General features: G+C 58.5%; 25 protein-coding genes and 1 riboswitch. Of the genes, 16 read left to right on the top strand and 9 right to left on the bottom strand.

Annotation, left to right across the window (positions count from 1 at the left end; translation table 11 throughout):
• Positions 1 to 53 precede the first annotated feature (53 nt).
• Together azuC and BY447_RS09715 are read left to right on the top strand one after the other, a co-directional pair.
• Positions 54 to 131 (top strand): stress response protein AzuC, encoded by a 78-nt coding sequence (azuC, locus tag BY447_RS23640; RefSeq protein WP_123809971.1) that lies wholly within the window; start codon positions 54 to 56, stop codon positions 129 to 131.
• Positions 132 to 628: 497 nt separating this feature from the next.
• Positions 629 to 1384 (top strand): DUF4225 domain-containing protein, encoded by a 756-nt coding sequence (locus BY447_RS09715; RefSeq protein WP_323859485.1) that lies wholly within the window; start codon positions 629 to 631, stop codon positions 1382 to 1384.
• Here BY447_RS09715 and BY447_RS09710 read toward each other — a convergent pair.
• Complete coding sequence (locus BY447_RS09710) at positions 1362 to 1691, bottom strand: hypothetical protein (protein WP_107319138.1); 330 nt, start codon at positions 1689 to 1691, stop codon at positions 1362 to 1364. The two genes, BY447_RS09715 and BY447_RS09710, sit on opposite strands and share 23 nt — an antisense overlap.
• Before the next feature lie 382 nt (positions 1692 to 2073).
• Between BY447_RS09710 and BY447_RS09705 the strand changes: the two genes are divergently transcribed.
• Both BY447_RS09705 and BY447_RS09700 read left to right on the top strand, forming a co-directional pair.
• Positions 2074 to 2985 carry an alpha/beta fold hydrolase gene (locus BY447_RS09705; protein ID WP_110331041.1) on the top strand — a complete coding sequence of 304 codons (912 nt, stop codon included), beginning with the start codon at positions 2074 to 2076 and terminating at the stop codon, positions 2983 to 2985.
• Positions 2978 to 4369: a hypothetical protein gene (locus BY447_RS09700; RefSeq protein WP_110331040.1), complete on the top strand. Its 1392-nt coding sequence runs from the start codon at positions 2978 to 2980 to the stop codon at positions 4367 to 4369. Before BY447_RS09705 ends, BY447_RS09700 begins: the two co-directional genes overlap by 8 nt.
• Before the next feature lie 16 nt (positions 4370 to 4385).
• Here the strand turns inward: BY447_RS09700 and BY447_RS09695 are convergent, their stop codons facing one another.
• Entirely contained in the window at positions 4386 to 5738 is a 1353-nt protein-coding gene (locus tag BY447_RS09695; RefSeq protein WP_013359419.1) for an MFS transporter, read from the bottom strand.
• A 170-nt stretch (positions 5739 to 5908) separates the two neighbouring features.
• The gene (locus tag BY447_RS09690) at positions 5909 to 6811 is read right to left on the bottom strand and encodes a GntR family transcriptional regulator (RefSeq protein ID WP_013359418.1); all 903 of its coding nucleotides are present in this window, start codon (positions 6809 to 6811) and stop codon (positions 5909 to 5911) included.
• Between the two features lie 137 nt (positions 6812 to 6948).
• On the opposite strand from BY447_RS09690, the gene BY447_RS09685 reads away from it, so the two are divergent.
• The gene (locus BY447_RS09685) at positions 6949 to 7977 is read left to right on the top strand and encodes a zinc-binding alcohol dehydrogenase family protein (RefSeq protein WP_110331039.1); all 1029 of its coding nucleotides are present in this window, start codon (positions 6949 to 6951) and stop codon (positions 7975 to 7977) included.
• Between the two features lie 6 nt (positions 7978 to 7983).
• Here the strand turns inward: BY447_RS09685 and BY447_RS09680 are convergent, their stop codons facing one another.
• Entirely contained in the window at positions 7984 to 8904 is a 921-nt protein-coding gene (locus BY447_RS09680) for a nucleoside hydrolase (protein ID WP_110331038.1), read from the bottom strand.
• A gap of 105 nt (positions 8905 to 9009) precedes the next feature.
• A riboswitch (Fluoride riboswitch) is annotated at positions 9010 to 9085 on the top strand.
• 88 nt (positions 9086 to 9173) lie between these two features.
• On the opposite strand from BY447_RS09680, the gene crcB reads away from it, so the two are divergent.
• Positions 9174 to 9551: a fluoride efflux transporter CrcB gene (gene crcB, locus BY447_RS09675; RefSeq protein WP_013359414.1), complete on the top strand. Its 378-nt coding sequence runs from the start codon at positions 9174 to 9176 to the stop codon at positions 9549 to 9551.
• 45 nt (positions 9552 to 9596) lie between these two features.
• On the top strand, positions 9597 to 10412 hold the full coding sequence (locus tag BY447_RS09670) for a sugar phosphate isomerase/epimerase family protein (protein ID WP_033784249.1): 816 nt from the start codon (positions 9597 to 9599) through the stop codon (positions 10410 to 10412).
• On the opposite strand, the gene BY447_RS09665 is transcribed toward BY447_RS09670, so the two are convergent.
• The 3 genes from BY447_RS09665 to BY447_RS09655 form a co-directional block, all read right to left on the bottom strand.
• Positions 10409 to 11014, bottom strand: a complete 606-nt coding sequence (locus tag BY447_RS09665) for an alpha/beta hydrolase (RefSeq protein WP_110331037.1) — start codon at positions 11012 to 11014, stop codon at positions 10409 to 10411. The two genes, BY447_RS09670 and BY447_RS09665, sit on opposite strands and share 4 nt — an antisense overlap.
• Before the next feature lie 11 nt (positions 11015 to 11025).
• The gene (locus BY447_RS09660; RefSeq protein WP_110331036.1) at positions 11026 to 11967 is read right to left on the bottom strand and encodes a glutathione S-transferase family protein; all 942 of its coding nucleotides are present in this window, start codon (positions 11965 to 11967) and stop codon (positions 11026 to 11028) included.
• 98 nt (positions 11968 to 12065) lie between these two features.
• On the bottom strand, positions 12066 to 12971 hold the full coding sequence (locus tag BY447_RS09655; protein WP_013359410.1) for a LysR family transcriptional regulator: 906 nt from the start codon (positions 12969 to 12971) through the stop codon (positions 12066 to 12068).
• Positions 12972 to 13112: 141 nt separating this feature from the next.
• On the opposite strand from BY447_RS09655, the gene BY447_RS09650 reads away from it, so the two are divergent.
• Positions 13113 to 14237, top strand: coding sequence for a GNAT family N-acetyltransferase (locus tag BY447_RS09650; RefSeq protein WP_110331035.1), 1125 nt, complete (start codon positions 13113 to 13115; stop codon positions 14235 to 14237).
• On the opposite strand, the gene BY447_RS09645 is transcribed toward BY447_RS09650, so the two are convergent.
• Positions 14234 to 16066 carry an ABC transporter ATP-binding protein gene (locus BY447_RS09645; RefSeq protein WP_013359408.1) on the bottom strand — a complete coding sequence of 611 codons (1833 nt, stop codon included), beginning with the start codon at positions 16064 to 16066 and terminating at the stop codon, positions 14234 to 14236. The two genes, BY447_RS09650 and BY447_RS09645, sit on opposite strands and share 4 nt — an antisense overlap.
• Before the next feature lie 72 nt (positions 16067 to 16138).
• Here BY447_RS09645 and BY447_RS09640 point away from each other — a divergent pair, with 72 nt between their 5' ends.
• On the top strand, positions 16139 to 16639 hold the full coding sequence (locus BY447_RS09640) for a GNAT family N-acetyltransferase (protein ID WP_013359407.1): 501 nt from the start codon (positions 16139 to 16141) through the stop codon (positions 16637 to 16639).
• Positions 16640 to 16674: 35 nt separating this feature from the next.
• On the opposite strand, the gene BY447_RS09635 is transcribed toward BY447_RS09640, so the two are convergent.
• Positions 16675 to 17592 (bottom strand): sugar ABC transporter substrate-binding protein, encoded by a 918-nt coding sequence (locus BY447_RS09635; protein ID WP_110331034.1) that lies wholly within the window; start codon positions 17590 to 17592, stop codon positions 16675 to 16677.
• 420 nt (positions 17593 to 18012) lie between these two features.
• Here BY447_RS09635 and BY447_RS09630 point away from each other — a divergent pair, with 420 nt between their 5' ends.
• From BY447_RS09630 to kdpC, 7 genes are all read left to right on the top strand, one after another.
• Positions 18013 to 19404 carry an MFS transporter gene (locus BY447_RS09630; protein ID WP_110331033.1) on the top strand — a complete coding sequence of 464 codons (1392 nt, stop codon included), beginning with the start codon at positions 18013 to 18015 and terminating at the stop codon, positions 19402 to 19404.
• Positions 19385 to 20341, top strand: coding sequence for a 2-hydroxyacid dehydrogenase (locus BY447_RS09625; RefSeq protein ID WP_110331032.1), 957 nt, complete (start codon positions 19385 to 19387; stop codon positions 20339 to 20341). The genes BY447_RS09630 and BY447_RS09625 overlap by 20 nt, the downstream gene beginning before the upstream one ends.
• 157 nt (positions 20342 to 20498) lie before the next feature.
• Entirely contained in the window at positions 20499 to 21665 is a 1167-nt protein-coding gene (locus tag BY447_RS09620) for an HD-GYP domain-containing protein (RefSeq protein WP_033784242.1), read from the top strand.
• A 108-nt stretch (positions 21666 to 21773) separates the two neighbouring features.
• Positions 21774 to 21863, top strand: a complete 90-nt coding sequence (kdpF, locus tag BY447_RS09615) for a K(+)-transporting ATPase subunit F (RefSeq protein WP_010253443.1) — start codon at positions 21774 to 21776, stop codon at positions 21861 to 21863.
• Positions 21863 to 23551, top strand: a complete 1689-nt coding sequence (gene kdpA / locus BY447_RS09610; RefSeq protein ID WP_110331031.1) for a potassium-transporting ATPase subunit KdpA — start codon at positions 21863 to 21865, stop codon at positions 23549 to 23551. Before kdpF ends, kdpA begins: the two co-directional genes overlap by 1 nt.
• The gene (gene kdpB / locus BY447_RS09605) at positions 23548 to 25596 is read left to right on the top strand and encodes a potassium-transporting ATPase subunit KdpB (RefSeq protein WP_110331030.1); all 2049 of its coding nucleotides are present in this window, start codon (positions 23548 to 23550) and stop codon (positions 25594 to 25596) included. The genes kdpA and kdpB overlap by 4 nt, the downstream gene beginning before the upstream one ends.
• A 10-nt stretch (positions 25597 to 25606) precedes the next feature.
• Positions 25607 to 26173, top strand: coding sequence for a potassium-transporting ATPase subunit KdpC (kdpC, locus tag BY447_RS09600; protein WP_110331029.1), 567 nt, complete (start codon positions 25607 to 25609; stop codon positions 26171 to 26173).
• Positions 26174 to 26185: the final 12 nt, after the last annotated feature.

Raw genomic sequence — 26185 nt, 5'->3', positions numbered from 1 at the left:
CAGCAGCTATACTTTTTCGGTATATCTTCAACTAAATTTGAAACAGGTAGTCCATGAAACGCATCATTAAACACGTGTTCCGCGCTTACGTTGAGACGTTCAAACACGTACCGCCGGGTGCCATGTACTAAGCACCCCGCAGGAAACCCTCGATAATCGCGGTCAGGGATCGACCTGTGATTATCACCTCCTGCTTTTGTCCCCGCTGAGTTAAACCCGTTTTTATGCACTTCCTGTGCATCAGTTCTGCTATTGCCACTCTTGTCGTCTTCCCGCTATAAGCGCTTTCAGGCGATGAAATGACCCTTTTTCTGCCTCCGTGCGTTATGTGGAAGTTGTGATTACTTATTGATATAACCCTGTTTTCGGTTTCATGTTGATTGTCTCTGCGTCAGCATGAGAACCATGGCAGAAGTCTCGTTATTTAGTGCCAATGTGATTTGTAAATTCTTTCTGATGGTTCATCCTTTAATATGCTATCTCATGTAGCCTCATTCCGTCGTAATCGACGACTTATAGCTGAATATTTGAGGTATTATTGGCGATATAATGTTCAGGGAGAATATAAATGGATGTAGCATTGCTCGATATGATGCGCTCACGCAGAAATAAAAACTGGTCTTAAACAATGATTAACCTTGAGGCCAGAAAGCTGATTAATACGGCTAATTATGTGTCCTCGGCCCATCTTTCAAATGGCATGACTCAGGTGAAATTCGTTCAGGAGATCAGAGATCTCATTGAGCAGGAATTTGCCGCTGCACGACGTGCAAAATCTGACGAAGAGTGCATGGTATGTATTAGAAATCTGCGGGCAGAAAGGGAAAACCTTCAGGAGCAGGACAGAATGCTGCGCATGAAAGCTGCAAAACTTTATGCCAAAGTGGAGTTTGTGAAGGAAAACAATAAAATCGTTGGGTATGTGATTTCTGCTGTAAATGTCGTTATGGCTGGGGCCGAAATAGCCACTGGCCTGACCCTTATAGGTTCTATGACGCCTATGGGTATTCTGGCCGGTGCAGTGCTGGTTATTGACGGTGCTAACGGTATAAGCAAAGAATTTGCAAACTACGTTATGGGTATAAAAAACACCGAAGGTTTAGTGGCTGATGCTGCCATGTCTTCCGCTCAATTTATGAGATTTAATCCAGCCAGCGGGTTGGCGGTCTATAAATCAATCTCTCTGGTAGCAAATGCCTATATCGTATTTGGCCTCTTCAGGCGCCCTGGAACCTGGCGTTTATTCAGATACATGCCATCCGATTATTTCCGAAAAGTTAATACCATGAGCCGCGCAAAACTCACAATGCACATAGTCGGTTATGGTGTTACAGCCAAGGTCATATTTGACCTTATGTCAGTTAAGGACGCTGTTCAGAATTAGTTGTTAATTTGCGATAGCGCCATGACTTATAAGCAAGTTTTGCTGGCGTTAAATACCATATAAAAGGTAATACAATCGCAAGTGTGCCTGCGAGCGTAATGCTGGTATCTGAGGATGCCAGCATTAGCGTGAGAACGAGGATGGCAAAGGCAATGATAGTAATCCACTTTGCAGCAATAAAGCGGTTAGCAAGGTCATGGATAACCGAATCCAGAGAGCCGCCAAAGTTAGCAATGTTGTTTTTAAGCTTCTGAAGATCTGCATAGTTAAAGCCGGAATCCAGCAGCGCCTTTTCGTTCACTCTCATAGACTTTTATCCTTAAAAATTACCTGAATAGCTTAAATGACTTCATCCGAAAATGGCACTAAAAAGCCCGCAAAGTGCAGTTTTTCTGACAACTACTATTTATGACTGATCTCCAGTTCTAAAGCGGAAAGAAGTCGTAAGCGGAAAGAAGTCGTAAACAGGATTATGAAGCAGTGCGCTGTTTGTCATCTGTAAGATAGTGTACGGTGCCGGTGCCATCCTATCCGCAAAACAGCAATCGATACTACCCAGCAAATTTTGCCATTCTCTAAGAAATTACCTCTTACGCCAAACCCCACTAATCTCCCCAACCCACCATTTACCCGCCCCCAACCCAATCCCGTCCTACACTGAATTATTCTCCCCAAATCAGGAGCAGCGGATGATCCAGAAGCATCGACGAAAACAGGCAGCGATTGTGGCAGGCGTGGGATTAGGTATGGCAGCTACGCTTTGGGGCATGAAACGCTGGCAGGCGCTGAAACAGACACCGCCGGTGTCGCCGCGCAGTCATCACGCCGGGCTGGCGGGTTACTTTCAGCAGGTGGGCGACTGGCGCATGTTTACCCGCGTGACGCCCAATGAAGCTCGGGGACTGCCGGTAGTGCTGGTTCACGGTCTGGTGATGTCGGGCCGTGCGATGGAGCCGCTGGCGCTGGCGCTGGGTCGCGACTATCACGTACTGGTACCGGATCTGCCGGGGTTTGGGGCCAGTGCGCTGCCAGCTTCTGCGCCGATTATGTCCGTGGATGAGCAGGCTGACGCACTCTGGCTCTGGCTACAGCACAACGGGTTTCAGCGTGCTATCTGGGTCGGGAACTCGTTTGGCTGTCAGATTCTGGCGGCACTGGCGGTGAAATATCCGCAGGCCGTGGCGGGGCTGGTGTTGCAGGGGCCGACGGTCGATCGTCATGCCCGCAGCCTGCCGCGTCAGCTGTGGCGCAGCTGGCGTAATGGCCGCCTGGAAACGCGTCGTCCGCCGGGGCCGCTGGCCCGCATCGATTACGCTAAAGCGGGGCTCTGGCGCGCCTTTGGCACGATGCGCGCCATGCTGCGTGACCGCATCGAGCATCGTCTGACTTACATTACTGCGCCGACGCTGCTGCTGCGCGGTTCGCGCGATCCGATCTGTCGGGCGCGCTGGCTGGATGAGCTTGCTGCTCTGATGCCGCACAGTGAACGCCTGACGCTGCGCGACGGCACGCACACGCTGCACTACGTCTATCCGTGGAGTTTCTGCAACGCCATTCGCCCGTTCCTGGCGCGCATTCAGCAGGAGAATCAGCATGAGTAAACCGCCCAAAGGCATCGCCCGTTTTGACTCGGCCGCCGCCATGCTGCTGGCGCTGGCCAATGCGCTCCACGATCGTCCCTTTGCCAGTCCGAGCCAGTCACCGACACTTGACCGGCTGCTACCCTCACTGAACCGTCTGCCGACCGGGCTGCGTGAGTGGGGCTATGCGTTGGGCGGCATGGCAGAAGGTATCAGCCTGCGTCAGGCGGGCGAGCTGGATGTGGAAGGCATCGCAGAATGGATGGTCAGCGAGTACCCGCAGCAGGATTATCCGGCGGCGTTTATTGGCTCGTCGAACGGCGCGCTGGTGCATCTGGCGTCGGCGATGGGCGTGCCCTGGCTGCCGCAGACCTTTCTCTGTCCGGTGCGGGCGACCAACAGCGATCCCGATGATGCGATGGCGAGCTTTGAGCAGGGCAAAGAGATTGCGGCTGCACTGCTGGCCGCCTGGCCGAGGCTGGCGGTGCACCATATGCATGACCCGAATCAGGATCGGCTGATGCTTGACCAGATGCGCTATTTCCGGCTGAAACTGCGTGAACTGCCGCTGGCTTTCAATGAATTCCTGATGGGGAGCCTGCCCGCGGGTTCAACGCTGTTTATCAACCACTGCACCCGCCAGTGGCCGGTGACACGCACCAGCGATCGCTCGTTCTTTCAGTTTGGCGCGCTCGGTGGCGCAACCGAAAAAGAGTATTTACAGGGTGGCCCGCGGGTAGCGGAATATCTGGCGCGTTACGGCATTGACCGCGAGCGCTGGACGCCGCCTGACATCACTGACCACGTGCCGGAAGCGGAGTGGGGCCTGGATGGTTATCTGATTTCCCCGCTGAAAAAACTGGCGGCGGCGCAGAACTGGAAGCTGATGGAGATTCGTTACGAAGACCCGGAAGCAATGAGTTTTGTGGTGGCGGAGATTTATCGCGACTGGTATCTGGCAGCGGGCATTTTATCGACCCGGCTGACGGTGGACAGTTTCCTGCTGATGGATCCCTGGTGTACCCAGCAGCAGCAGGCGATTCCGTTCTGGCTGGTGTTCTGTACCGAACCGTCCGCGGCGGCGCTGCAACGCTTCCTGGAAAAACAGCCGCCGTTTCGTAACATCGACATGATGCTCTTTTCTCACGGCACCGACAGCATCGGGCTGGCGGAGATTGATCGCTGGCAGGCACTGTTATCCCATGCGCGTGATGAGGGGGCATTGATTGGGGTGGATGAAGCGCGGTTCCCGCGTGATTTCGCGACGTTTGCCCGCTTCGACTCGGCGCTGCGTGAACGGGCACCGCTGTTGCCACCACCCCCTCCACTCAGTACAGAGAAGGTGATGGGGGGCATTAAACGCTACGGTGCAAAATATGGCGTCACCCTGACGGCGCTGACGTAGCCGCCGTCAGCCGTGCTTATTCGCCGTCGGTGATCGGCTGGCGCACCAGCAGCAGGTAGGCGAGTGCGCCAACCAGCGTCACACAGGCGCAAATCATCAGCGCCAGGCTGAACGATTTGGTGGTGTCGAGCACCCAGCCAGTGATGACGGGCGCGAACGAGGCGAAGATAAAGCTGGCGAAGTTCTGGATGCTGCCGACCGAGGCGGTCATGCGGGCGGTGACGTTGGCGTGGATAAGCCCCCAGCACGAGGTGCCGGCAAAGTGGATACAGAACAGCGCCATCCCAATCAGCGTCACGGCGCTGGTGGTGTCGGTCGCGCGGGTCACCACCGCGGTAAACCCGGCGGACAGCAGCATTCCGCTGACGATGCAGACTTTGCGGGTTTTCACCGCGTTAAAGCCGCGACGCACCAGCGAATCAACCACATAGCCATTCAGCAGCATGCCCGCAGCACCAAACAGAAATGGAATCGCCGCCAGCAGGCCGGTACTTTTCAGATCGAGATGATAGGTCGATTGCAGATAGCCCGGCAGCCAGGCGATATAGAGCCACGCAGTGTAGTTGATGCCGCTGAAGCCAATCATCATGCCCCACATGGTGCGCTGCTTAAACAGGCCGCGCCACTCTCTGAAGCTGATCGGCTCTTTACGCGATGCCACGCTGCCCGCCTGCAGATAGTGGATCTCTTCGGCGCTCAGAGTGTTGTTATCGCGGTCGCGGTAAATCATATACCAGCCGATCGCGAGGAACATGCCGAGGATACCGATGGTGACAAACATGCCGCGCCAGCCCATCACCAGCATCATCGCCGCCAGAATCGGCGGGGCTACGGACAGCCCAATCATTGAGGCGGCATTAAACATCCCCATCGGCATGCCGCGATCTTTAATGTTGAACCAGTCGTTGATGACTTTCACGCCGCATGGGTTCATCGGCGCTTCGCCAATGCCGAGACCGATGCGCACCAGCACGAACTGGGTGAAGTTATGCACCAGACCAGAGGCCGCCTGAAACAGCGACCAGATGAACATGCCGATGCCGAGCATAATGCGCGGCCCTTTACGATCCAGCAGCGCACCACACGGCAGCTGCGCCAGGCCATACGCCAGTGAAAAAGCAGAGAGCAGGAGGCCGATTTCGGTGGCGCTCAGCCCCATCTCGTCGCGGATGGTCATATTCGCCACCGACAGCGAACTGCGATCCAGATAGTTGATGATGGCGGCGAACAGCAGCAGCAACATTGCCGTGATCTGTACTTTGCGGATGCGCGGTGAACGCACCACGTCGCTGCGCATCGGCACGAAATCCTGGCCTGGTGGCGTGTCGCCGGTCACGCTGTCGCGGCCGGTTACTGAAGTCTTTTCCATTGCACTCTCCCGAAACTGGGTACTTATCGTTATGGTGAGAAGGGGTCTGCGCGCAGCGGCAAAAGGCCGCCGTGACGTTGCAGTCGAGACTAAGAGCAAAGGGTTAAGGATGTTGCAAAGATGTTTCTGAATCGTGCGGGAGCTAATGCTTTGTGGTTTTTAATCGGTTTTTAATTGTACTGACCGATTGAGCGCACCATTGAGGTTTTGGCGGTCGCCAGATGGTTATGTAAGGCGCAGAGCGCGTCGATATCCTGACGGCCAATCAGCGCGGTGAGAATCGCCATATGCTCCTCCAGCGCCACAATATTGCGCTGCTTGAGATCGCTTTCATCCCACTGATAATGCGAATGAAAAATCACCGAGATTATCTCCAGCGACTGATTGAAAAACGGGTTGTTAGCGGCGGATAAAATCAGCGAATGCATCTGGCGGTCCAGCGCGGCAAAGTGGCGATAGTTGCTGGCAATGGTGTCACGCATCGATCGGTGACGATCCAGCAGATCCCGCGCCTGAACCCAGCGTTCATCGCTGGCGGGCAGATTGAGGAAGCGGCTCAGGGCGTGGGTTTCCAGCATCTCGCGCAGCTCAAACAGCTTCTCGGCGTAATCCTGAGTGAACTTCTTCATCCGCCACTGACCACGTTTAACCGGCTCCAGCAGGTCATAGCGCATAAAGCGCAGCAGAAACTCGCGTACCACTACCGGACTGACCTTCACCTGCTGCGCCAGTTGCAGCTCGCTGAAGGTGTCGCCCGGCACCAGCTGCCGCTGATTAATCATATTAAAAAACATCTGCTCGAAGTGGCTGGCCTGCTGCTCAATCGGCGGCGTTAAGGCGCTAAAGCCGTCTTCTTCACGCGGATCGCGCACGATAACGTAAGTCTGATCGACTTTATCCAGCACGCCGCACTGATGCAGATAGTGCAGGGTATGACGCACCGTGGTCCGGCTGATATTGAACATCTCGGCCAGCGCAGCCTGCGGCGGCAACGGTGAACAGATGTGGCGCTGAGCAATGCTCTCCAGCATCTGGTTGATCACATTCTGACGCAAATTCTGGCTGCGGCTCATCTCACTCTCCGGTTTTTTATGCATTAAAAACCATTCAAAGCCCAAAAAAATCGCCGTGCTTCACACTTCCCGCAAACGAACGCCGCGCGGCGAGCAGGATTCGCCATAACTGCCAGCAGGACAACCGGAGAATCACCATGACAACAATGAAAGCACTGGTCATCGCTGAACCACGTAAGATGGTCTGGACCACACGCGACACCCCCACGCCTGCCGCGGGCGAGGCACTGATTAAAATCCTGACTGCCGGGATCTGCGGCACTGATATCCACGCCTGGTCCGGCAATCAGCCGTTCTTCAGCTATCCACGGGTACTGGGCCATGAAATCTGTGCAGAAGTGGTGGCGCTGGGCAGTGGCGCGGAAGGCTTTCAGCCAGGCCAGCGGGTGGCACTCATGCCCTACATCTCCTGCCTGCGCTGCGACGCCTGCCAGAGCGGAAAAACCAACTGCTGTGAACGGATCTCGGTGATTGGCGTGCATCAGGATGGCGGTTTCTGCGACTACCTGAGCGTGCCGGTCAGCACCCTGCTGGCGGTGGATGAGGTCGCACCGGAAGCGGCCGCGCTGATTGAGCCGTTTGCCATCAGCGCCCATGCGGTGCGGCGTGCCGGAGTTGGGGCGGATGAGCAGGTGCTGGTGGTCGGAGCCGGGCCGATTGGGCTGGGTGTCGCCGCCATTGCCGCCGCCAGTGGTGCGCAGGTGGTGGTCGCGGATACCAGCGAATTTCGTCGCCAGCATGTCGCTGACCAGCTCGGTCTGGCGGCACTGAATCCGGCTGATAAGGCGTTTGATAGTGCGTTGCGCGAGCAGTTTGGTGGCCGTCTGGCACTGAAAGTGATCGACGCCACCGGCAATCCGGCGGCGATGAACAATGCAGTCAACCTGATGCGGCACGGCGGCACCATCGTCTATGTCGGTCTGCACAAAGGCGATCTGGTCATCCCGGACAGTGAATTCCACAAAAAAGAGGCCACGCTGATGGGCAGCCGCAACGCCACCCGCGAAGACTTTGATCGGGTGCGTGCGTTAATGGCCAGCGGCCAGCTGCGCGCCGACATGATGCTGAATCACCATCTGGCGTTCTCCACGCTGGATGAAACCTTTGAGGCGCAGGTCATTAACAACCGCGAACTGATCAAAGGCGTCATTCACTTCGACAGGTAACGTGATTCAGGGCGCGGTGAGGGTCTCAAAGAAGTGCGCCCGCACCGCGTCGGCATCCACGCCGAGCGCGATGCGCTGGGCGGGCAGACCGGCAAACGGATCGGCTCGTGATGCCAGCGCGCTGAGCTTACGCACCGTCTGACCGCAGGTGATGCCCTCGGTAATCACCCGCAGCGGACTTTCGGTGAGCGTAAACGCCTGCGGCAGCGTCAGCCACGCCACTGCCAGGGTGTCGTGCAGCGCCATACCCTCGAATCCCTCTTTCTCCAGACTGTAAGCCAGGTAAGGGCGACAGATCGCGCTCAGCACCGGCTGGTTCAGACGCTGCACCTCATCGCCGCTGATCAGCACCTTGTGCGTGACATCCAGCGGGATCACTACCACGTTCAGCGCCGACGCGAGCACCTGATCGGCGGCGTGCGGATCTTTCCAGATATTAAATTCGCTGAAAGGCGTCACGTTGCCGCTGTGGCCGTCGGTGCCAAACGCGCCGCCCATGATCACCAGCTCTTTGACCAGCGGAATAATATCCGGCGCCTGATTAATGGCCGTGGCGATATTGGTCAGCGGACCAATTGCCACCAGGGTGATCTGATGCGGCTGCGCCCGCACGCTGTCGATAATAAACTGCACCGCGCCTGGCGCCTCATCGCTAAAAGCATTATCAAACGCATCGCCCAGCCCATCTTCGCCGTGCAGCCTGGCGGGCGCAGAGGGGGTCAGCGCCAGCGGCCGTGAACAGCCGCGCCAGACCGCTGCGTTAATCGCCATTTTGTCGCAGAATAGCCGGGCATTTTTCACCGCCTGACCCACTGCCACGTTACCAAAAACCGTGGTAATCCCCAGCAGATGCTGCGTCCGCGCCGCATAAGCCAGCGCAAAGGCGTCATCCACGCCGATATCAGTATCAAAAATCAGGGTACGCATAGGCTCTCCGCAACAGGCTGTAAACCTTCAGCATTACCCCGCCAGCGGGCAGGGCGTCAAGCGATTCAGCCGTATTGCCAGCCTGGAACGGGCGTCGTATTATCACCGGCTCAAGGTGATGGCGTGCCACCTTTACCAACCGCCGGTGGGCTTAACACCGGCTGATGACGCCTGACACTCAATCCTTTCGCGGGAGCTGAGGTGTCAGGCGCAGTTTATCTCTGCCTCTCCTCCTCAGCCCGGCATTACTCTGTAATCAGGAGCAAGACATGTTTAAACCCTTACTGGCTGTGGTGATCGGCGGCTCTGCCGGCTGTGTACTGCGCTGGCTGTTCGCAATGCGTTTTAATGCACTCTTTCCCAACCTGCCGCCCGGCACGCTGCTTGTGAATCTGATCGGCGGTCTGGTGATCGGCGGGGCGATGGCCTGGTTTGTCCGCCATCCCGACATCGACCCGATCTGGAAACTGTTAATCGTCACCGGACTCTGCGGCGGGCTGACGACTTTCTCCTCTTTCACGGCAGAATTAATGGTGTTGCTACAATCAGGGAAGTATTTCTGGGCGATGGCCAGCGCGCTGGTGCATGTAATTGGCTCGCTGCTGATGGCGTTTGCCGGTTTCGCACTGGTCACGCTGCTGGGCTGACGCTGAACCTCACCGATTATTCCGGACGATTAAGGAGCCGAGCAAATGCGAACCAATCCCACCTTCCTTAACCTGGTGTTGTTAAACGGTGAACCCGGCCAGAAGCTGCAGGCGGCGCGTGACGCCGGTTTTGATCAGGTCGAGATCTGGCGCGAGGATGTTGAAGCCTGTGAAGGCGGTGCAGCGACACTGGCTGAGATCAGCGCACGACAGGGACCTGGCTTTACCAATCTGCAGGTGCTGCGTGATTTCACCGGCGCACCCAGTGCGTTGCGATCTCAGAAGCGCGAAGAGCTGCGTCAGTTCATACAGATTGCCCAGGCGCTGGGCTGTGACACCATTCAGGCACCGGCCAGCACCCGTGAGGATTGCTGTGCCGACCAGATTGATGATGACCTGCGCTGGATGGCCTCTGAAGCCGCGCGCTACAACATGCGCATTATGTATGAGCCGATGGCCTGGTGCAGCGTGGATAACACCCTGCCGCTGGCGTGGCAGCGATTGCAGCGGCTCGATCAGCCTAATATCGGGCTGGTGGTCGATCTGTTCCACATCTGCGCGCTGGGTGGTGATGCGTCCCATCTGGACGGCATTCCCGCCGATCGCATCTATGAAGTGCAGCTGTGCGATATGGCTGTCGTTCCCGCACAGGATAAGCAGAGCCTGATGGCGATGGCCAAGCACCAGCGTCTGCTGCCCGGCGATGGGATTATCAATGTTGAGCGCTTTGTCGATAAGCTCAAAAGCGCGGGCTATCAGGGGCCGGTGGGGATTGAAGTCTTTAATGATGCGCTGAAACGCCTGCCGCCCGACGTGGCTGCCCGCCATGCCTGGCAGGCGTTAACGCGCTGCTGGGGTTAATCCTGTAAGCACTGCCCGATAAACGCGGCGGCGTGCATGGCACCCTGAGCGGAAATGGTGTGGCCGGTGGCGGGTTCAAAGCGCGCGTCAACCGGCACCGCCGCAACTCGCAGCCGGGCCGCCGCAGATTCGCTCTCCTGCCACGGGATGACTTCATCGGCCTGGCCGTGGATCAGCAGGGCGGGCACATGAGCCTGCGGAGTTAATTCACCGTCAACCGCCAGACGACCGGAAAAGGCGACCACGCCCGCCAGCGGATAACGGCCAGACGCCAGCGCATCCAGCGCCATGATCGACCCCTGAGAGAAGCCCACCAGCACCACATCCTGCCAGCGGTCGGCAAAGCCGTGCTGCGCGACAATTTCATTGAGTGTCGCATCAAACGCGGCCCGTGCCGCCCGAACCCGACCAGGCCGGTTTTCTGGCGTTACGTCTGTCAGGCTGAACCACTGCCAGCCAAAACCGGCGGGAAAACGTTCAGGTGCATTGGGCGAGGCAAAAACCACATCCGGCAACAGCGTCGCCCAGTGACGGCCAATCGGAGCCAGATCGTCGCCGTTACTGCCCACGCCATGCAGAAAAATCACCAGTGCTTTTGCCATCATTGCTCCTTTTATAAACCGTATTCACTCAGATCAGGACCCGCCGGAACGATGCCGTTCGGGTTCAGCGCCTTGATCGAGTAGTAACCCTGTTTGATATGGTCAATGTTGACCGTTTCACGTACGCCAGAGACCGACAACATGCTCTTAAGATAGCGGTTCAGCAGCGTATAGTCGCGGATCCGGCGCAGGTTGCATTTGAACAGGCCATGATAGGCGACGTCAAAGCGAATCAGGGTCACAAACAGCCGGATGTCGGTTTCCGTCAGCCGTTCACCCAGCAGGAAGGTACGACCATCGCTGAGCAGCGCCTCCAGTTCATCGAGCTGGCTGAAAACGTCATTAAACGCCTGCTGATAGCTGACAGAGGTGGTGGCGAAGCCCGCGCGATAAACACCGTTATTCAGACGCGGATAAAGGCTCTCATTCAGCGCATCAATCTCCGCACGCAGCGTGGCGGGATAAAGGTCGATGCGGTTATCGGCCAGATCGCCAAAGCCGCTGTTAAACATCCGCACAATGTCCGCAGACTCGTTGCTGACGATGGTGGCAGTTTTCCTGTCCCACAGCACCGGCACAGTGGCCCGCCCGGTGTAGTCGGGCGCGACGCGGGTGTAAATTTCATGCAGGTATTGCGCGTTATTCAGCGGGTCCGGCTGCGCGCCGGGAAAGTTGCTGAAGCGCCAGCCCTGAGCGCCAAGCTGCGGCTCGACCACCGTCACGCCGATCAGCGCTTCCAGCCCCTTGAGCTTACGGGCGATCAGCGCACGTGACGCCCACGGACAAATCAACGCCACATAGAGGTGGTAGCGATCGGGTTCGGCGGCGAATGCCGTGGAGCCATCGCTGCTGATAAAGTCCCGAAAGCCGGACGTCTGACGGACAAAGCCGCCCTGTTTATCGGTAGCCTGCACCGGATGCCAGTCACTACTCCATTTGCCTTCTACTAACATCGCGCGACTCCTCTCTGTTTTGAGAAGCAGCTTAACTGATGACTAAACGGCTGATAATCCGGTCATAAAGACAATCATTTCTTCCATTATGGAAGGAATCACGCAGGCGGGAAGTGGGTAAAGTGGGTCACCAGAAAATCGATGAGCAGGCGCGCCCGGTGCGCCAGATGACGAGCGGGCGGATAGACCACAAACAGGCCCAGCGGCGGTGTGTCGAAGTTATCCAGCAGCCGGACAATATCACCCTGTTGCAGCGCGGGAGCGGCGATGAAACCGGGCAGGCGCGCAATGCCTAATCCGGCCATCGCTGCCTGCAGACAGGCTTCAGTGTTGGCAAATCGCAGACGGCCCCGGACCGGCACGGTGACAATCTCGTTGCTGCCGTCACCGCTGACAAACGGCCAGTGCCAGGGATCGCGGAAATTGGTGTCGATAATGCACTGATGCTGCGCCATGTCCCGCCAGTGTTGTGGCGTACCGAACTGCTCAAGATAGATCGGTGACGCAGCAATGCGGACATGCACTTCGCCCAGCTTGCGCGCCACCAGACTGCTGTCGCTGAGGTTGCCGATGCGGATCGCCATATCAAATCCCTCATCGACGATGTTCACGGCCCGGTCGGAAAAGCTGACATCCAGTTCAATCAGTGGATAGCGACGGGCAAACGCCACCAGCACCTGAGAAAGCACCGCCGTGCCAAAAGAGCCGGGCGCACTGATTTTCAGCCTGCCGGTGGGGGTGGTGGCGCTTTCACGCACGCTGGCATCCAGCGTTTCAAACGCATCGAGCAGGTTTTTTACCCGCTCATAATAACTACGGCCAACGTCGGTGGGCGAGAGGGCGCGCGTGCTACGCTTAAACAGCTGGACGCCGAGCTGCTGCTCCAGCTTTGAAACCAGTTTAGAAGCCTGACTGCTGCTGGTACCGAGACGCAGCGCTGCCGCTGAAAAGCTGCCGGTTTCCAGCACCGTGACAAACATCCGGTCACAATCGAGTCGATCCATGGCGAAGTCCTGAAAGGGTAAAGTCGCAGTATAGAAGCTGCGGCCAGGCGTTGCAGCCTTCACTTTGCGTGCCTTAACCCTTTCGCTGCCGCGGAAAACCTGCTTGACTGACGCTCTGCCCGACGTTCTCTGGAGTAATTCATGTCGCTGATTCACCTGACGTCACTGGCGGCGATCCCGGCCGCCGAGTGGGATGCGCTGTTGCCTGATGACCAGCCGTTTTTGCGCCACGCCTTTCTGCTCACCCTAGAAGAGAGCGGCAGCGTGCGGCCTGAATCGGGCTGGCAGCCTGATCATCTGCTGTGGCGGGAAAAGGGCGTGACGCGCGCCGCGCTGCCGGGCTACCAGAAATATCATTCACAGGGCGAGTATGTTTTTGATCACGCCTGGGCGGATGCCAGCCAGCGCGCCGGGATCCGCTACTACCCGAAATGGCTGGGGGCGATTCCCTTCAGTCCGGTCAGCGGCGCGCGCCTGCTGGGTGACGCCTCTGCCGCCGCACAACTGCTGTCGGCCCTGCCGGAGAGCCTGTTGCAGCACGGCTTAAGCGGCGCACACATCAACTTTACCGATGCGCAGGCGAACCTGCTGCTGGCCGATCAGCCCGACTGGCTCTCCCGGCTCGGCTGTCAGTATCACTGGCATAACCGTGGCTACCGTGATTTTCAGGACTTCCTGGACACGCTGATGTCGCGCAAGCGCAAACAGCTGCGTAAAGAGCGTGAGCAGGTGGCGCAGAGCGGCTTTGCGTTTGACCGCTATCTGGGTTGTCAGCTGCGTGAAGATCAGTGGGATTTTGTCTACACCTGTTACGCCAACACCTACGCGGTGCGCGGCCAGCGGCCCTACCTGACGCGCAACTTTTTCAGCCTGCTGGCAGAGCGGATGCCGCAGAATATTGTGGTGGTAATCGCCCGCCTGCAGCAGCAACCGGCGGCGATGGCCTTTTATCTGCGTGACAGCAACACGCTTTATGGCCGCTACTGGGGCTGTCTGGCGGAGTTTGACCGGCTGCACTTCGAAACCTGTTTTTATCAGGGGATGGATTTAGCGATTGATGAAGGGCTGACGCGATTTGATGCGGGGGCGCAGGGCGAGCACAAGCTGGTGCGCGGCTTTGAGCCGCAGATTACCCACTCCTGGCACTATCTGCTGCATCCCGGCCTGCGCGAGGCCGTGGCAGATTTTCTGGTGCAGGAGCGGGAAGGCGTACGCGGCTGGGCGGAAGAAGCGCGCGACGCCTTACCCTATCGACACGGCGATTAATCGACGCCGACAAATCCGCCGGTCTGATGCTGCCACAGTCGGGCATAAAGACCGTTCTGCGCCAGCAGCTCCTGATGGCTGCCCATCTCGGCAATACCGCCTTTATCCAGCACCACCAGCCGATCCATCTTCGCGATGGTCGACAGGCGGTGCGCAATGGCGATAACGGTTTTGCCCTGCATTAAGGACTCCAGGCTCTCCTGAATGGCGGCTTCCACTTCAGAGTCGAGGGCTGAGGTCGCCTCATCCATGATCAGAACCGGTGCATCCTTTAGCAGCACGCGGGCAATCGCCACACGCTGACGCTGACCGCCCGACAGCTTCACGCCGCGCTCGCCCACGTGCGCGTCCAGCCCGGTGCGGCCCAGCGAGTCGGAGAGCAGCGGAATAAACTCATCGGCGCGGGCGCGGTGAATGGCCAGTTGCAGCTCCTCTTCAGTGGCGTCGGGACGGCCATAGAGCAGGTTTTCACGGATTGAGCGATGCAGCAGCGAGGTGTCCTGGGTGATCATGCCAATCTGGCTGCGCAGGCTCTCCTGGGTCACGACGGCAATATCCTGTTCGTCGATCACAATCCGCCCACCGTTCAGGTCATAAAGACGCAGCAGCAGGTTCACCAGCGTCGATTTACCGGCACCCGAGGGACCAATCAGACCAATCTTCTCACCGGGTCGGATATCGAGGTTAAAACCGTTAATCACCTGACGGCCACCACCATAATCGAAGCGTACATTCTCAAAGCGGATGTTGCCACGCGTCACCTTAAGCTGCTTCGCCTGCGGCGCATCCTGCACGCTCAGCGGCTGCGCAATGGTGTTCAGGCCATCCTGCACCATGCCGATGTTTTCGAAGATGCCGTTGACCACCCACATGATCCAGCCGGACATATTCACCAGACGGATCACCAGACCGGTCGCCAGCGCAATCGCCCCGACGCTGATCAGCGACTGGCTCCACAGCCACAATGCCAGGCCGGATGTTGAAACAATCAGCAGGCCGTTCAGCGCCGACAGCGTCAGATCCATGCTGGTGACCATGCGGCTGGCGTGCTGGGTTTTGTCGGTCTGCTCCTGAATCGCCTCACGCGCGTACTGACGTTCCAGGTCGCTGTGGGCGAACAGCTTGATGGTGGCGATGTTGGTGTAGCCGTCAACAATGGTGCCCATCAGCTTTGAGCGCGCTTCCGAGGAGACTACAGAACGGGCTTTGACCCGCGGTACAAAGAAACGCAGCGAGGCGCTGTAGGCCACCATCCAGATAATCAGCGGGATCATCAGCCGCCAGTCGGCACCGGCAAACAGTACCAGCGAGGTTACGGCGTAGATCAGCACGTGCCAGATGGCGTCCACCAGCTGCACCGCCGAGTCACGCAGTGAACTGCCGGTCTGCATAATGCGCTGGGCAATACGACCGGCGAAATCGCTCTGGAAGAAGTTAAGGCTCTGACGCAGCACGTAGTTGTGATGCTGCCAGCGGATCATGCTGGTCATGCTCGGGCTGATACTCTGATGCACCAGCATATCGTGCAGGGCGATAAAAACCGGCCGCAGAATCAGCGCCACCGCGCCCATCCACAACAGTATCGGCCAGTTATCCCGGAACAGGGTGGCGGGCGTAGAGTGATTGACCATATCGATAATGCGGCTCAGATAGCTGAACAGCGACACTTCAATCAGGGCTGATGCCAGCCCGACCACCAGCAGCGCGGCAAAACTGGGCCAGACCTGGCGCAGGTAGTAGAGGTAAAACGACCAGACCGTTGAGGGGGGCGAATCGGTGGGTGCGTCCTGAAATATATTGATAAAACGCTCAAAACGACGATACAACATAGCGATACTCTTTCCGTCCGGTAAAGAGCTACAGCTTAGTGCATGAACCCCATTCGGCTAACAGGAGAAAATATGGAAATCACCATTCGGGCACGGGAACCGCAGGACGCTGCCGCTTATCAGCGGCTTTACAGTCATCCCGACGTCTATCCCTGGACGCTGCAGCTGCCGTTTCCCAGCGTCGCCACCTGGGAGAAAAAAATCGCCAGAATGGATGCCGAGGGCTTTATCGCCTTTGTCGCCGAGATCGACGGCGTGCTGGCCGGCGAACTGACGCTGTTTGTGGATAACAAGCCGCGCACCCGCCACTGCATCAGCTTTGGGCTGGGCGTGCATCCCGATTTTGGTGGTCGCGGCGTTGGTGAGCGCCTGATCCGCACCGCGCTCGACTACTCCCGCAATTGGCTGGGCATTACCCGTATGGAGCTGGAAGTGTTTCACGACAACGATCGTGCGCTGCGGCTCTATGAGCGGCTGGGCTTTGAGCGGGAAGGGGTGAAACGCCAGGCCGCACTGCGTGACGGTCAGCTGCGCGATGTGGTGATGATGGCGAAGCTGCTGAACGGGGAGTGATAACCGGCGCGGCAGTGCTGCCGCGCCGTGTTGCGTTACGGATTTTTAGGGCTGTACTGCTGCATGTTCTGCTGTGTGACCAGCTCAAACGGGATCCATTGGTGGGCGTCGACCTTCTGGCCTTTGATCATCTGCTGCGCCACCTCAACCGATTTCCTGCCCTGGCCCACGGCATCCTGGAACACCGTCACCGCCAGTCTGCCGCTCGCCAGCGCTTTCAGGCCATCCGGCGTGGCATCAATGCCGCCGACCAGAATGGTTTTCTTCGGCTTCGCCTGAGCAATCGCCATGGTTGCACCAATCGCCATTTCGTCGTTGTTAGCGGCGACAATATCAATCGCTTCCCCGTTCGACAGCCAGTTGAGCATTAAATCCATGCCCTCATTGCGCGCATAGTTGGCAGTCTGCTTGAGCACCACTTTCATTCCGGGATACTTTGCCACTACCTGCTCCACATCCCGGGTGCGCTGCAGTGCGCCCGCATCGCTGAGGTTACCGATCATGATGGCGACATTGCCGCGGTAACCGGCCTGCTTCGCCAGCGCCTCCATCTGCAACGTGCCGGACTCGCGTTCGTCAGAGCCGACAAACACCACGCCCGGTGGCAGGGTTTTATCGCCCGGCGTGCGGTTAACGTAGACCAGCGGAATGTGCGCCTGCTGCGCCAGTTTCGTCAGGGCTGGGGTGCTGGCGGAGTCGACCGGATCGACAATAATCGCATCCACCCCGGCGCTGATAAAGCTCTGTACCTGATCGGTCTGACGGCCGACGTCGCCGCGTGCATCTTCGAACTGCGCATCCAGCTGACGCGCTTTCGCCTCTTTCTCAATCGACTGGCGAATAATAGTCAGGAAGTTCTGGTCGAAATAAGCCATCGAAACGCCAATCTTCTCTGCCAGCGCCGACGTGGAAAGAGAGAGCAGACAGAGTAAGGCCCATGCGCGTGTTTTCATTGCGGACTCCCGAGGTTAACCGGATGGAATGGATTTTTCATTTATTATAAAAATGGATAAATAGGATCATCTGCAGCTTAGAAATTGCCGCCAGGTTTGACAAGCCGCCCGTTTCACTCTTGCTGGCGTCGCCACACTTTGCTGCAAATTCGTCGCGTCATAGCTGCCCGGGCCGGTTAAAACCCCGATCGGGTGCACACTCTGCGGCAGAGAGCAGCAGCTTTTTGCGCTTTTGTGCAGCGCCGCACGGGCGGTTGTGGCGGTTGCCAGAAAATCGCTGAATCGGACCCGTCGATCTCTACATCCGCACAATGACCGATGGTTAGCCTCCTATCTATATTTCCAGAAGCGGGAAATCTCAGCGTTATTCCTGAAAAAAACCTCGTGGCGCAACCTGCCGCTTTTTAAGGAATTCAGCTCATGCCTAAAGATGCAACGCCTCAACGGACCACCCATGTCCGCATCGGGATCCTCTGCCTGATCCTGTTTTTGTCAGTCGTGGCGTACGCCGACCGTTCGATCCTCTCGATCTCCGGATCGGCGATCAAAGAGGAGTTCGGCCTGTCAGCGATCCAGCTGGGACTGATCCTCTCTGCTTTCAGCTGGGCCTACGTTATCGGCCAGATCCCCGGTGGACTGTTTCTTGACCGCTTCGGGGCCAAAAAAGTGTATGGCATCACGCTGGCACTCTGGTCTGTCTCGACACTGGCGATGGGATTTGTGGGTGAATTCTCCAGCGGTATGACCGGCGCACTGATGCTGATGTTTGGTCTGCGCTTTATGCTGGGACTCATTGAGGCACCCAGCTTTCCCGCCAATGCGCGCGTGGTGATTATGTGGTTCCCTGGCGCTGAGCGGGGACGGGCGTCATCGCTGTTCAGTTCGGCGCAATATTTTGCCGTCGCCATCTTCTCGCCGCTGTCAGGCTGGCTGGTGTCGCGCTTTGGCTGGGAGTGGCCATTCTTTGTGCTGGGCGGCATCGGCCTGCTGGCGGTGTTTGTCTGGACGGCCTGGATGCGCGAGCCGCGTAATCACCCCGGCGTGTCGGAAAGCGAACTGCGCCACATCATTGACGGCGGCGCGCTGGTGGATATCGACGCGGCGCAGACGCTGAAAGCGCGGCCACCGGTCAGCAAAGCGATGTTCAGAAAGCTGTTTACCAATCGTATGCTCTGGTGCGCCTATCTTGGTCAGTACTGCATCATTGCGCTCAGCTACTTCTTCATTACCTGGTTCCCGATCTATCTGGTTCAGGCACGCGGCATGAACATTATGGAGGCGGGATTCGCCACCATCGCCCCGGCGGTGTTTGGTTTTCTCGGCGGGATCAGCGGCGGTTACCTGTCAGATAAGTTAATCGCCCGGGGCTGGAGCGTCTCCTGGGCGCGTAAAACCCCCTACATCGTCGGCATGCTGATGGCGTCGAGCCTGGTGCTGGCGGCGATTATTCCCGGTAATGGCGGCATCATCGCCATTATGTCCTTCGCCTTTTTCGGCAAAGGCATCGCGGCGGGCGCAGGCACCTGGACGGTAATCAGCGACACCGCGCCCAAAGAGGCGGTGGGTCTGGCGGGGTCCATTTTTAACGGCATCGGCAATATTGCCGGTTTCACCACGCCGCTGCTGTTCGGCATCATCGTCGGGCTGACCGGCAGCTACAGCATCGGGCTGGCATTTGTGGCGGCACACTGCGTGGTCGCGGCGCTGCTGTTCCTGCTGGTGATGGGACCGATTGAACGCGTCGGCGAAGAGACCAATCGCCCGGCAGCCTATAACCATCAGGAGAAAGAAGATGGCATTAAAGCAATGTAAGGTGCTGATCAAAGGGAAATTTCTGCCACCAGAGCTGATTGCGAATATCGAAAATGCGTTCACCGCCTTCCGGCTATGGGAGGCGGACGATGAGGCGGCTTTTCTGGCTGAACAGGGTGCTGCCATCGACATACTGGTCACCAGCGGCAACGCGGTGATGGGCGCACCCGCCGCACTGATCGCGGCATTGCCCAACCTCAAAGCGATCTGCAGTAACGGCGTCGGGTATGACAGCATTGATACGGAAGCCGCCCGGTCACGCGGCATTGTCGTCACCAACACGCCCGAGGTGCTGAATGATTGCGTCGCCGACCTGGGCATGGCGCTGCTGCTGGATGTGGCGCGCCGCATCAGTGAGGCCGATCGCTTCACGCGTGCCGGGCACTGGACGCAGGGTCGCTTTCCGCTGAGCAGTAAAATTGGCGGCAAGGTGTGCGGTATCGTCGGGCTGGGCAATATCGGCCAGGCGGTAGCCAGGCGCGCACAGGCGTTTGATATGCAGATTCACTATTACAACCCGCGTTCACGCCCCGACGTGCCCTTTACCCGGCATGAGAGCCTGATAGCGCTGGCGCAGCAGGCCGATTTTCTGGTGCTTACGCTGCCGGGCGGGGCCGCAACGCGGCATATCATTAACGCAGATGTGCTGCGGGTGCTGGGTCCACAGGGTTATCTGATCAACATCGCGCGCGGCAGCGTGGTGGATCAGCAGGCGCTGTTGGCGGCGCTGGAAACCGGGCAGATCGCCGGTGCCGGACTGGATGTTTTTGAACAGGAGCCGCAGGTGCCTGACGAATTGCGTCAGCGCGACAATGTGGTGATTACGCCACATATCGCCAGCAGCACCCACGAAACCATGGCGGCGATGGCCGATCTGGTGTTTGAGAACATGCTGGCGTTTGCTCGTGGAGAGCCGGTGCTGACCCGCGTAGTCTAACGGCAACAACGACTTAACCATGATGGACAGAGAGTGAGGCAGGAGGCCTCTCCTCTGACCACTCGCCCGCACGCCGCCTCCGCACAAAACAGCCTGAAGAATATTTGTCCAGCTGCCGATATCACCTTACCACCCGCTGATCGTAAGGAGTGATAGCGTGATAAAGCTGATTACCATTGATGAACTGCGCCCAGGGATGTTTATCCACAAACTGGAGGTCTGGTGGATAAAGGACCAGCGTATTCATAATCAGATGCTGATCACCGATCCACGACAAATCGCCACGTTACGCAGTGAAGGGATCCGCCAGCTCTGGATCGACCTCGATCGTTCCGTGCAGGCGCCGATCTCCACCTCGATCGCGAAAAGAACCATTGGCCGCACCCCGTTTTTTCAGGAGCTGGACCAGGCACAGCTGATCTTTCAGCAGGGCAAACCGAAAGTACTGGCGATGTTCAACGAAGCGCGGCTGGGCAACGGCCTGAAACTCGATTATATGATGGATCTGGTGGATGAAATCGCCGGCTCGATCACGCGTGAACCCTCAGCGATGCTCAGCGTGGCACGGCTGAAAAATCATGATGACTACACCTATCTGCACTCTATGGCGGTCTGCGGGCTGATGATTGCGCTGGGTAAAAAACTCGGGCTGGATGAGCAGCAGCTGCGTCGGGTGGGCATGGGCGGTTTACTGCATGATGTCGGCAAAGCCGCTGTGCCGCTGGCGATCCTGAACAAAGCGGGCAAGCTGACGGAAGAGGAGTTCAGGGTGATGCGCGAGCATCCGGTGGTGGGTACGCAGATGCTGATTGAAGCCGACGCCGATGACGATCTGCTCGATATCGCCCTGCATCATCATGAAAAATATGATGGCAGCGGCTATCCGCACCGTCTGAAAGGCGAGGCGATTTCGTTCTACGCCCGGATGGCAGCGGTGTGTGATGTCTACGATGCTGTCACCTCAACCCGGTCCTATCGCAACGGCTGGACACCGGCAGAGGCGATGCACCAGATGCTGAGCTGGCGTGGCCACTTCGATCCGGGCCTGCTGCACACCTTCGTGCGAACTATCGGCATCTATCCGGTGGGATCGCTGGTGCGTCTGGCCTCCGGCCGGGTGGCGCTGGTGGTGAAAGCGGGGGAAAAATCGCTGATGCGTCCCTGTGTGCACGTCTTCTGGTCGCTGCACGCCCAGCGTGAAGTGAAACCGGAGGAGCTCGACCTCGGCGACAGTTTCTGCACCGACAGCATTGTGGGCGCAGAGGACAGTACGCTATGGGGTAACGTCGATCTCAATCGCATCTGGGCGCTGGAAGTCGCCTGATTTTTCGCCATTTTTACACTATTTTTACGCCCGCCCGCTGCATTTTAACCCCTTATTTATACGCCTCCGCGCAAGCTAAGCCATAAATCCAATCCTCTGGAGGTTCCTGTGAGCGTGGGCGTAATAACCGGCATTGTGCTGGTAGTGTTGTTACTGGGCTATCTGATCTATGCCCTGTTAAATGCGGAGGCCTTCTGATGGCGGCCAATGCTTTTTTACTCATCGCATTTTATCTGGTGCTGCTGATGGTGCTGGCACAGCCGCTTGGCCGGGGTCTGGCCGCGTTAGTAGCTGATAAACCGGTGTTTGCCCGTTTTGAAGCGCCGCTGTGGCGACTGCTGGGCGCGCAGCAATCGGAGATGCGCTGGCCGCACTACCTGCTGGCGATACTGCTGTTTAACGCGCTGGGCTTCGTGGTGCTGCTGGCCATACTGCTGTTGCAGGGCTCGCTGCCGCTGAATCCGCAGCAGCTGCCTGGCCTGAGCTGGCATCTGGCGCTCAACACCGCTGTGAGCTTCGTCACTAACACCAACTGGCAGTCCTACAGCGGCGAAAGCACCCTGAGCTATTTCAGCCAGATGGTGGGCCTGACGGTGCAGAACTTCCTCTCTGCCGCAACCGGGATCGCCGTGGCGTTTGCGCTGATCCGGGGTTTCGCTAATCGCAGCTCTGCCTCTCTGGGTAACGCCTGGCGCGACCTGACACGCATCACGCTCTACGTCTTACTGCCGATCAGCCTGCTGATGGCGCTGTTCTTTGTCAGTCAGGGCAGCATTCAGAACTTCGCGCCTTACCACAGCTTCATCACGCTGGAAGGCGTACAGCAGACGCTGTCGATGGGACCCGTGGCGTCGCAGGAAGCGATTAAAATGCTGGGCACCAATGGTGGCGGCTTCTTTAACGCCAACTCCGCCCATCCGTTTGAAAACCCGACGGTGCTGACCAACCTGGTGCAGATGCTGAGCATCTTCCTGATCCCGGCCGCGCTCTGCTTTGCGTTTGGCGAAAGCGTGCGTGACCGTCGTCAGGGCCACATGCTGCTATGGGCGATGACGCTGATGTTTGTCGCGGCAGTCGCCGTCGTGATGTGGGCCGAACTGCAGGGCAACCCGCATTTCCTCCAGCTGGGTGCCGACAGCGCCGTCAACATGGAAGGCAAAGAGACGCGCTTTGGCATTCTTAACAGCAGCCTGTTCGCGGTCATTACCACCGCGGCCTCCTGCGGTGCGGTCAATGCCATGCACGACTCCTTTACCGCACTGGGCGGCATGGTGCCGATGTGGCTGATGCAGCTGGGCGAAGTAGTGTTTGGCGGCGTCGGTGCCGGTCTCTACGGCATGCTGCTGTTTGTGCTGCTGGCGGTATTTATCGCCGGGCTGATGATTGGCCGTACCCCGGAGTTCCTGGGTAAAAAAGTCGACGTGTGGGAGATGAAAATGACCGCGCTGGCGATTCTGGTCACCCCGACGCTGGTGCTGATCGGCACCGCGCTGGCGATGATGACCGACGCTGGTCGCAGCGCAATGGCGAACCCCGGCATTCACGGCTTCAGCGAAGTGCTCTACGCCGTTTCCTCGGCGGCTAACAACAACGGCAGCGCCTTTGCCGGACTGAGTGCTAACACGCCGTTCTGGAACCTGTTACTGGCGGTCTGCATGCTGCTGGGCCGCTTCGGCATCATCATTCCGGTGATGGCGATTGCCGGTGCGATGGCGGTGAAAAAAGTGCAGCCGGTGGGTAACGGCACGCTGCCCACCCACGGCCCGCTGTTTATTGCCTTACTCATCGGCACGGTGCTGCTGGTGGGTGCACTGACCTTTATTCCTGCTCTGGCGCTGGGCCCGGTGGCTGAGCATCTGCAACTTGTTCAGGGACAATCCTCATGAGTCGTCAACAACAGGCGTTATTTGACGCAGCCCTGCTGCGTACCTCGGCCTGGGATGCGGTGAAAAAGCTCGATCCGCGGGTACAGTTCCGTAATCCGGTGATGTTTGTGGTCTGGCTCGGCAGCGTGCTGACCACGCTGCTGGCGCTGGCAATGTTATCCGGCCGCATCAGCGGCAGCGCCAGCTTTACCGGCGCGATTGCACTCTGGCTCTGGTTCACCGTGCTGTTCGCCAACCTGGCGGAGGCGCTGGCAGAAGGGCGCAGCAAGGCCCAGGCCAGCAGCCTGAAAGGGGTCAAAAAGACCAGCTTTGCTAAAAAACTGTCAGCGGCGCGCTATGGCGCGGAGTGGCAGCAGGTCAGTGCCGATGCGCTGCGTAAAGGCGACGCGGTGCTGGTCGAAGCGGGCGACATCATTCCCTGCGACGGTGAAGTGATGGAGGGCGGTGCCTCAGTGGATGAGAGCGCGATTACCGGTGAATCTGCACCGGTCATCCGTGAGTCAGGCGGTGACTTCGCCTCTGTGACGGGCGGTACGCGTATTCTCTCTGACTGGCTGGTGATCACCTGTAGCGCCAACCCGGGCGAAACCTTCCTTGACCGGATGATCGCCATGGTGGAAGGGGCGAAGCGCCGTAAAACCCCGAATGAGATCGCCCTGACCATCCTGCTGGTGTCACTGACCATCGTGTTCCTGCTGGCGACCGTCACACTCTGGCCGTTCTCGGCATGGGGCGGCACGCCGGTCAGCATCACCGTGCTGGTGGCGCTGCTGGTCTGTCTGATCCCGACCACTATCGGTGGCCTGCTGTCGGCGATTGGTGTGGCGGGAATGAGCCGGATGCTGGGTGCGAACGTCATTGCGACCAGTGGACGTGCGGTGGAAGCCGCCGGCGATGTGGATGTGCTGATGCTGGACAAAACCGGCACCATCACGCTGGGTAACCGTCAGGCGACCCAGTTCCTGCCCGCGCCGGGCGTCAGCGAAGAGCAGCTGGCCGACGCCGCGCAGCTCGCCTCGCTGGCTGATGAAACGCCAGAGGGCCGCAGCATCGTGGTGCTGGCGAAGCAGCGCTTTAATCTGCGTGAGCGCGATCTCAGCAGCATGGGTGCCAGCTTTATTCCGTTCTCAGCCCAGACCCGCATGAGTGGCGTAAACGTGCAGGAGCGGCTGATCCGCAAGGGCGCGGTCGATGCGGTCCGTCGTCATATCGAAGCGAACCATGGCCGTTTCCCTGCCGAGGTCAATGCGCAGGTGGAAGAGGTGGCCCGCAGTGGCGGCACGCCGCTGGTGGTGTCCGAGGGCGCGAACGTGCTGGGCGTGGTGGCGCTGAAAGATATCGTGAAAGGCGGCATCAAAGAGCGCTTTGCCGAACTGCGCAAAATGGGCATTAAAACGGTAATGATCACCGGCGATAACCCGCTGACCGCCGCGGCCATTGCGGCGGAAGCGGGCGTGGATGACTTCCTGTCAGAGGCGACCCCGGAAGCCAAGCTGGCGCTAATCCGCCAGTATCAGGCAGAAGGACGGTTAGTGGCGATGACCGGCGACGGCACCAACGATGCGCCTGCCCTGGCGCAGGCGGATGTCGCGGTGGCGATGAACTCCGGTACGCAGGCGGCGAAAGAGGCGGGCAACATGGTCGATCTCGACTCGAACCCGACCAAGCTGCTGGAAGTGGTGCACATCGGTAAACAGATGCTAATGACGCGCGGTTCCCTGACCACCTTCAGTATCGCCAACGACGTGGCGAAATATTTCGCCATTATTCCGGCGGCGTTTGCGGCGACCTATCCGCAGCTCAACATGCTGAACGTGATGCAGCTGCACTCGCCTGCCAGCGCGATTCTGTCGGCGGTGATCTTTAACGCCCTGGTGATTATCTTCCTGATCCCGCTGGCCCTGAAAGGCGTCAGCTACCGCCCGCTGAGTGCCGCTGCGCTGCTGCGCCGCAACCTGCTGATTTACGGTCTGGGTGGGCTGCTGGTGCCGTTTGTCGGCATCAAAGCGATCGATCTGCTGTTAGTGCTTTCAGGCATGGCCTGAGGAGAAAAAAATGAGTCAGTTACGTCCGGCAATTTTACTGTTGTTGCTGCTTACGCTTGTTACCGGCGTGGTTTATCCTTTCCTCACCACCGGGCTGGCGCAGTGGCTGTTTCCGGCCCAGGCCAATGGCTCGCTGCTGGAAGAAGATGGCGTGGCGCACGGATCCGCGCTGATTGGGCAGAACTTTACCCAGCCCGGCTATTTCTGGGGCCGTCCTTCAGCCACCAGTGATAAAGCCTATAACCCGCTGGCCTCGGGAGGCAGTAATCTGGCCGCCAGCAACCCGGCGCTGGATAAAGCGGTCGCCGACCGCGTCGCTGCACTGCGGGCCGCCAATCCGCAGGCACCTGCAGCCGTGCCGGTTGAGCTGGTGACGGCTTCCGCCAGCGGGCTGGACCCGGATATTTCGCCCCAGGCTGCCCTGTGGCAGGCTCCGCGTATCGCTGCCAGCCGCAACGTGCCGGTCGCGCAGGTCGAGGCGCTGATTGAAAAGATGACGCATCGTCCGCTGATGCCCTTCCTCGGCACGCCGACCCTCAACGTGCTGCAGCTGAACATGGCGCTCAACGAACGGTAATGGTGTTAAGGA

Origin of the sequence: Pantoea sp. JKS000250, assembly GCF_003201065.1 — a bacterium.
GTDB classification, from domain to species: domain Bacteria; phylum Pseudomonadota; class Gammaproteobacteria; order Enterobacterales; family Enterobacteriaceae; genus Pantoea; species Pantoea vagans.
Note: the sequence above shows the minus strand (reverse complement) of the source record. Positions and strands in the feature narration are given on the sequence as shown.

Bases quoted from the DNA above. Each gene is read 5' to 3' on its own strand.
- azuC (WP_123809971.1), top strand. From the start codon at position 54: ATGAAACGCATCATTAAACACGTGTTCCGCGCTTACGTTGAGACGTTC.
- BY447_RS09715 (WP_323859485.1), top strand. From the start codon at position 629: ATGATTAACCTTGAGGCCAGAAAGCTGATTAATACGGCTAATTATGTG.
- BY447_RS09710 (WP_107319138.1), bottom strand. From the start codon at position 1,691: ATGAGAGTGAACGAAAAGGCGCTGCTGGATTCCGGCTTTAACTATGCA.
- BY447_RS09705 (WP_110331041.1), top strand. From the start codon at position 2,074: ATGATCCAGAAGCATCGACGAAAACAGGCAGCGATTGTGGCAGGCGTG.
- BY447_RS09700 (WP_110331040.1), top strand. From the start codon at position 2,978: ATGAGTAAACCGCCCAAAGGCATCGCCCGTTTTGACTCGGCCGCCGCC.
- BY447_RS09695 (WP_013359419.1), bottom strand. From the start codon at position 5,738: ATGGAAAAGACTTCAGTAACCGGCCGCGACAGCGTGACCGGCGACACG.
- BY447_RS09690 (WP_013359418.1), bottom strand. From the start codon at position 6,811: ATGAGCCGCAGCCAGAATTTGCGTCAGAATGTGATCAACCAGATGCTG.
- BY447_RS09685 (WP_110331039.1), top strand. From the start codon at position 6,949: ATGACAACAATGAAAGCACTGGTCATCGCTGAACCACGTAAGATGGTC.
- BY447_RS09680 (WP_110331038.1), bottom strand. From the start codon at position 8,904: ATGCGTACCCTGATTTTTGATACTGATATCGGCGTGGATGACGCCTTT.
- crcB (WP_013359414.1), top strand. From the start codon at position 9,174: ATGTTTAAACCCTTACTGGCTGTGGTGATCGGCGGCTCTGCCGGCTGT.
- BY447_RS09670 (WP_033784249.1), top strand. From the start codon at position 9,597: ATGCGAACCAATCCCACCTTCCTTAACCTGGTGTTGTTAAACGGTGAA.
- BY447_RS09665 (WP_110331037.1), bottom strand. From the start codon at position 11,014: ATGGCAAAAGCACTGGTGATTTTTCTGCATGGCGTGGGCAGTAACGGC.
- BY447_RS09660 (WP_110331036.1), bottom strand. From the start codon at position 11,967: ATGTTAGTAGAAGGCAAATGGAGTAGTGACTGGCATCCGGTGCAGGCT.
- BY447_RS09655 (WP_013359410.1), bottom strand. From the start codon at position 12,971: ATGGATCGACTCGATTGTGACCGGATGTTTGTCACGGTGCTGGAAACC.
- BY447_RS09650 (WP_110331035.1), top strand. From the start codon at position 13,113: ATGTCGCTGATTCACCTGACGTCACTGGCGGCGATCCCGGCCGCCGAG.
- BY447_RS09645 (WP_013359408.1), bottom strand. From the start codon at position 16,066: ATGTTGTATCGTCGTTTTGAGCGTTTTATCAATATATTTCAGGACGCA.
- BY447_RS09640 (WP_013359407.1), top strand. From the start codon at position 16,139: ATGGAAATCACCATTCGGGCACGGGAACCGCAGGACGCTGCCGCTTAT.
- BY447_RS09635 (WP_110331034.1), bottom strand. From the start codon at position 17,592: ATGAAAACACGCGCATGGGCCTTACTCTGTCTGCTCTCTCTTTCCACG.
- BY447_RS09630 (WP_110331033.1), top strand. From the start codon at position 18,013: ATGCCTAAAGATGCAACGCCTCAACGGACCACCCATGTCCGCATCGGG.
- BY447_RS09625 (WP_110331032.1), top strand. From the start codon at position 19,385: ATGGCATTAAAGCAATGTAAGGTGCTGATCAAAGGGAAATTTCTGCCA.
- kdpA (WP_110331031.1), top strand. From the start codon at position 21,863: ATGGCGGCCAATGCTTTTTTACTCATCGCATTTTATCTGGTGCTGCTG.
- kdpB (WP_110331030.1), top strand. From the start codon at position 23,548: ATGAGTCGTCAACAACAGGCGTTATTTGACGCAGCCCTGCTGCGTACC.
- kdpC (WP_110331029.1), top strand. From the start codon at position 25,607: ATGAGTCAGTTACGTCCGGCAATTTTACTGTTGTTGCTGCTTACGCTT.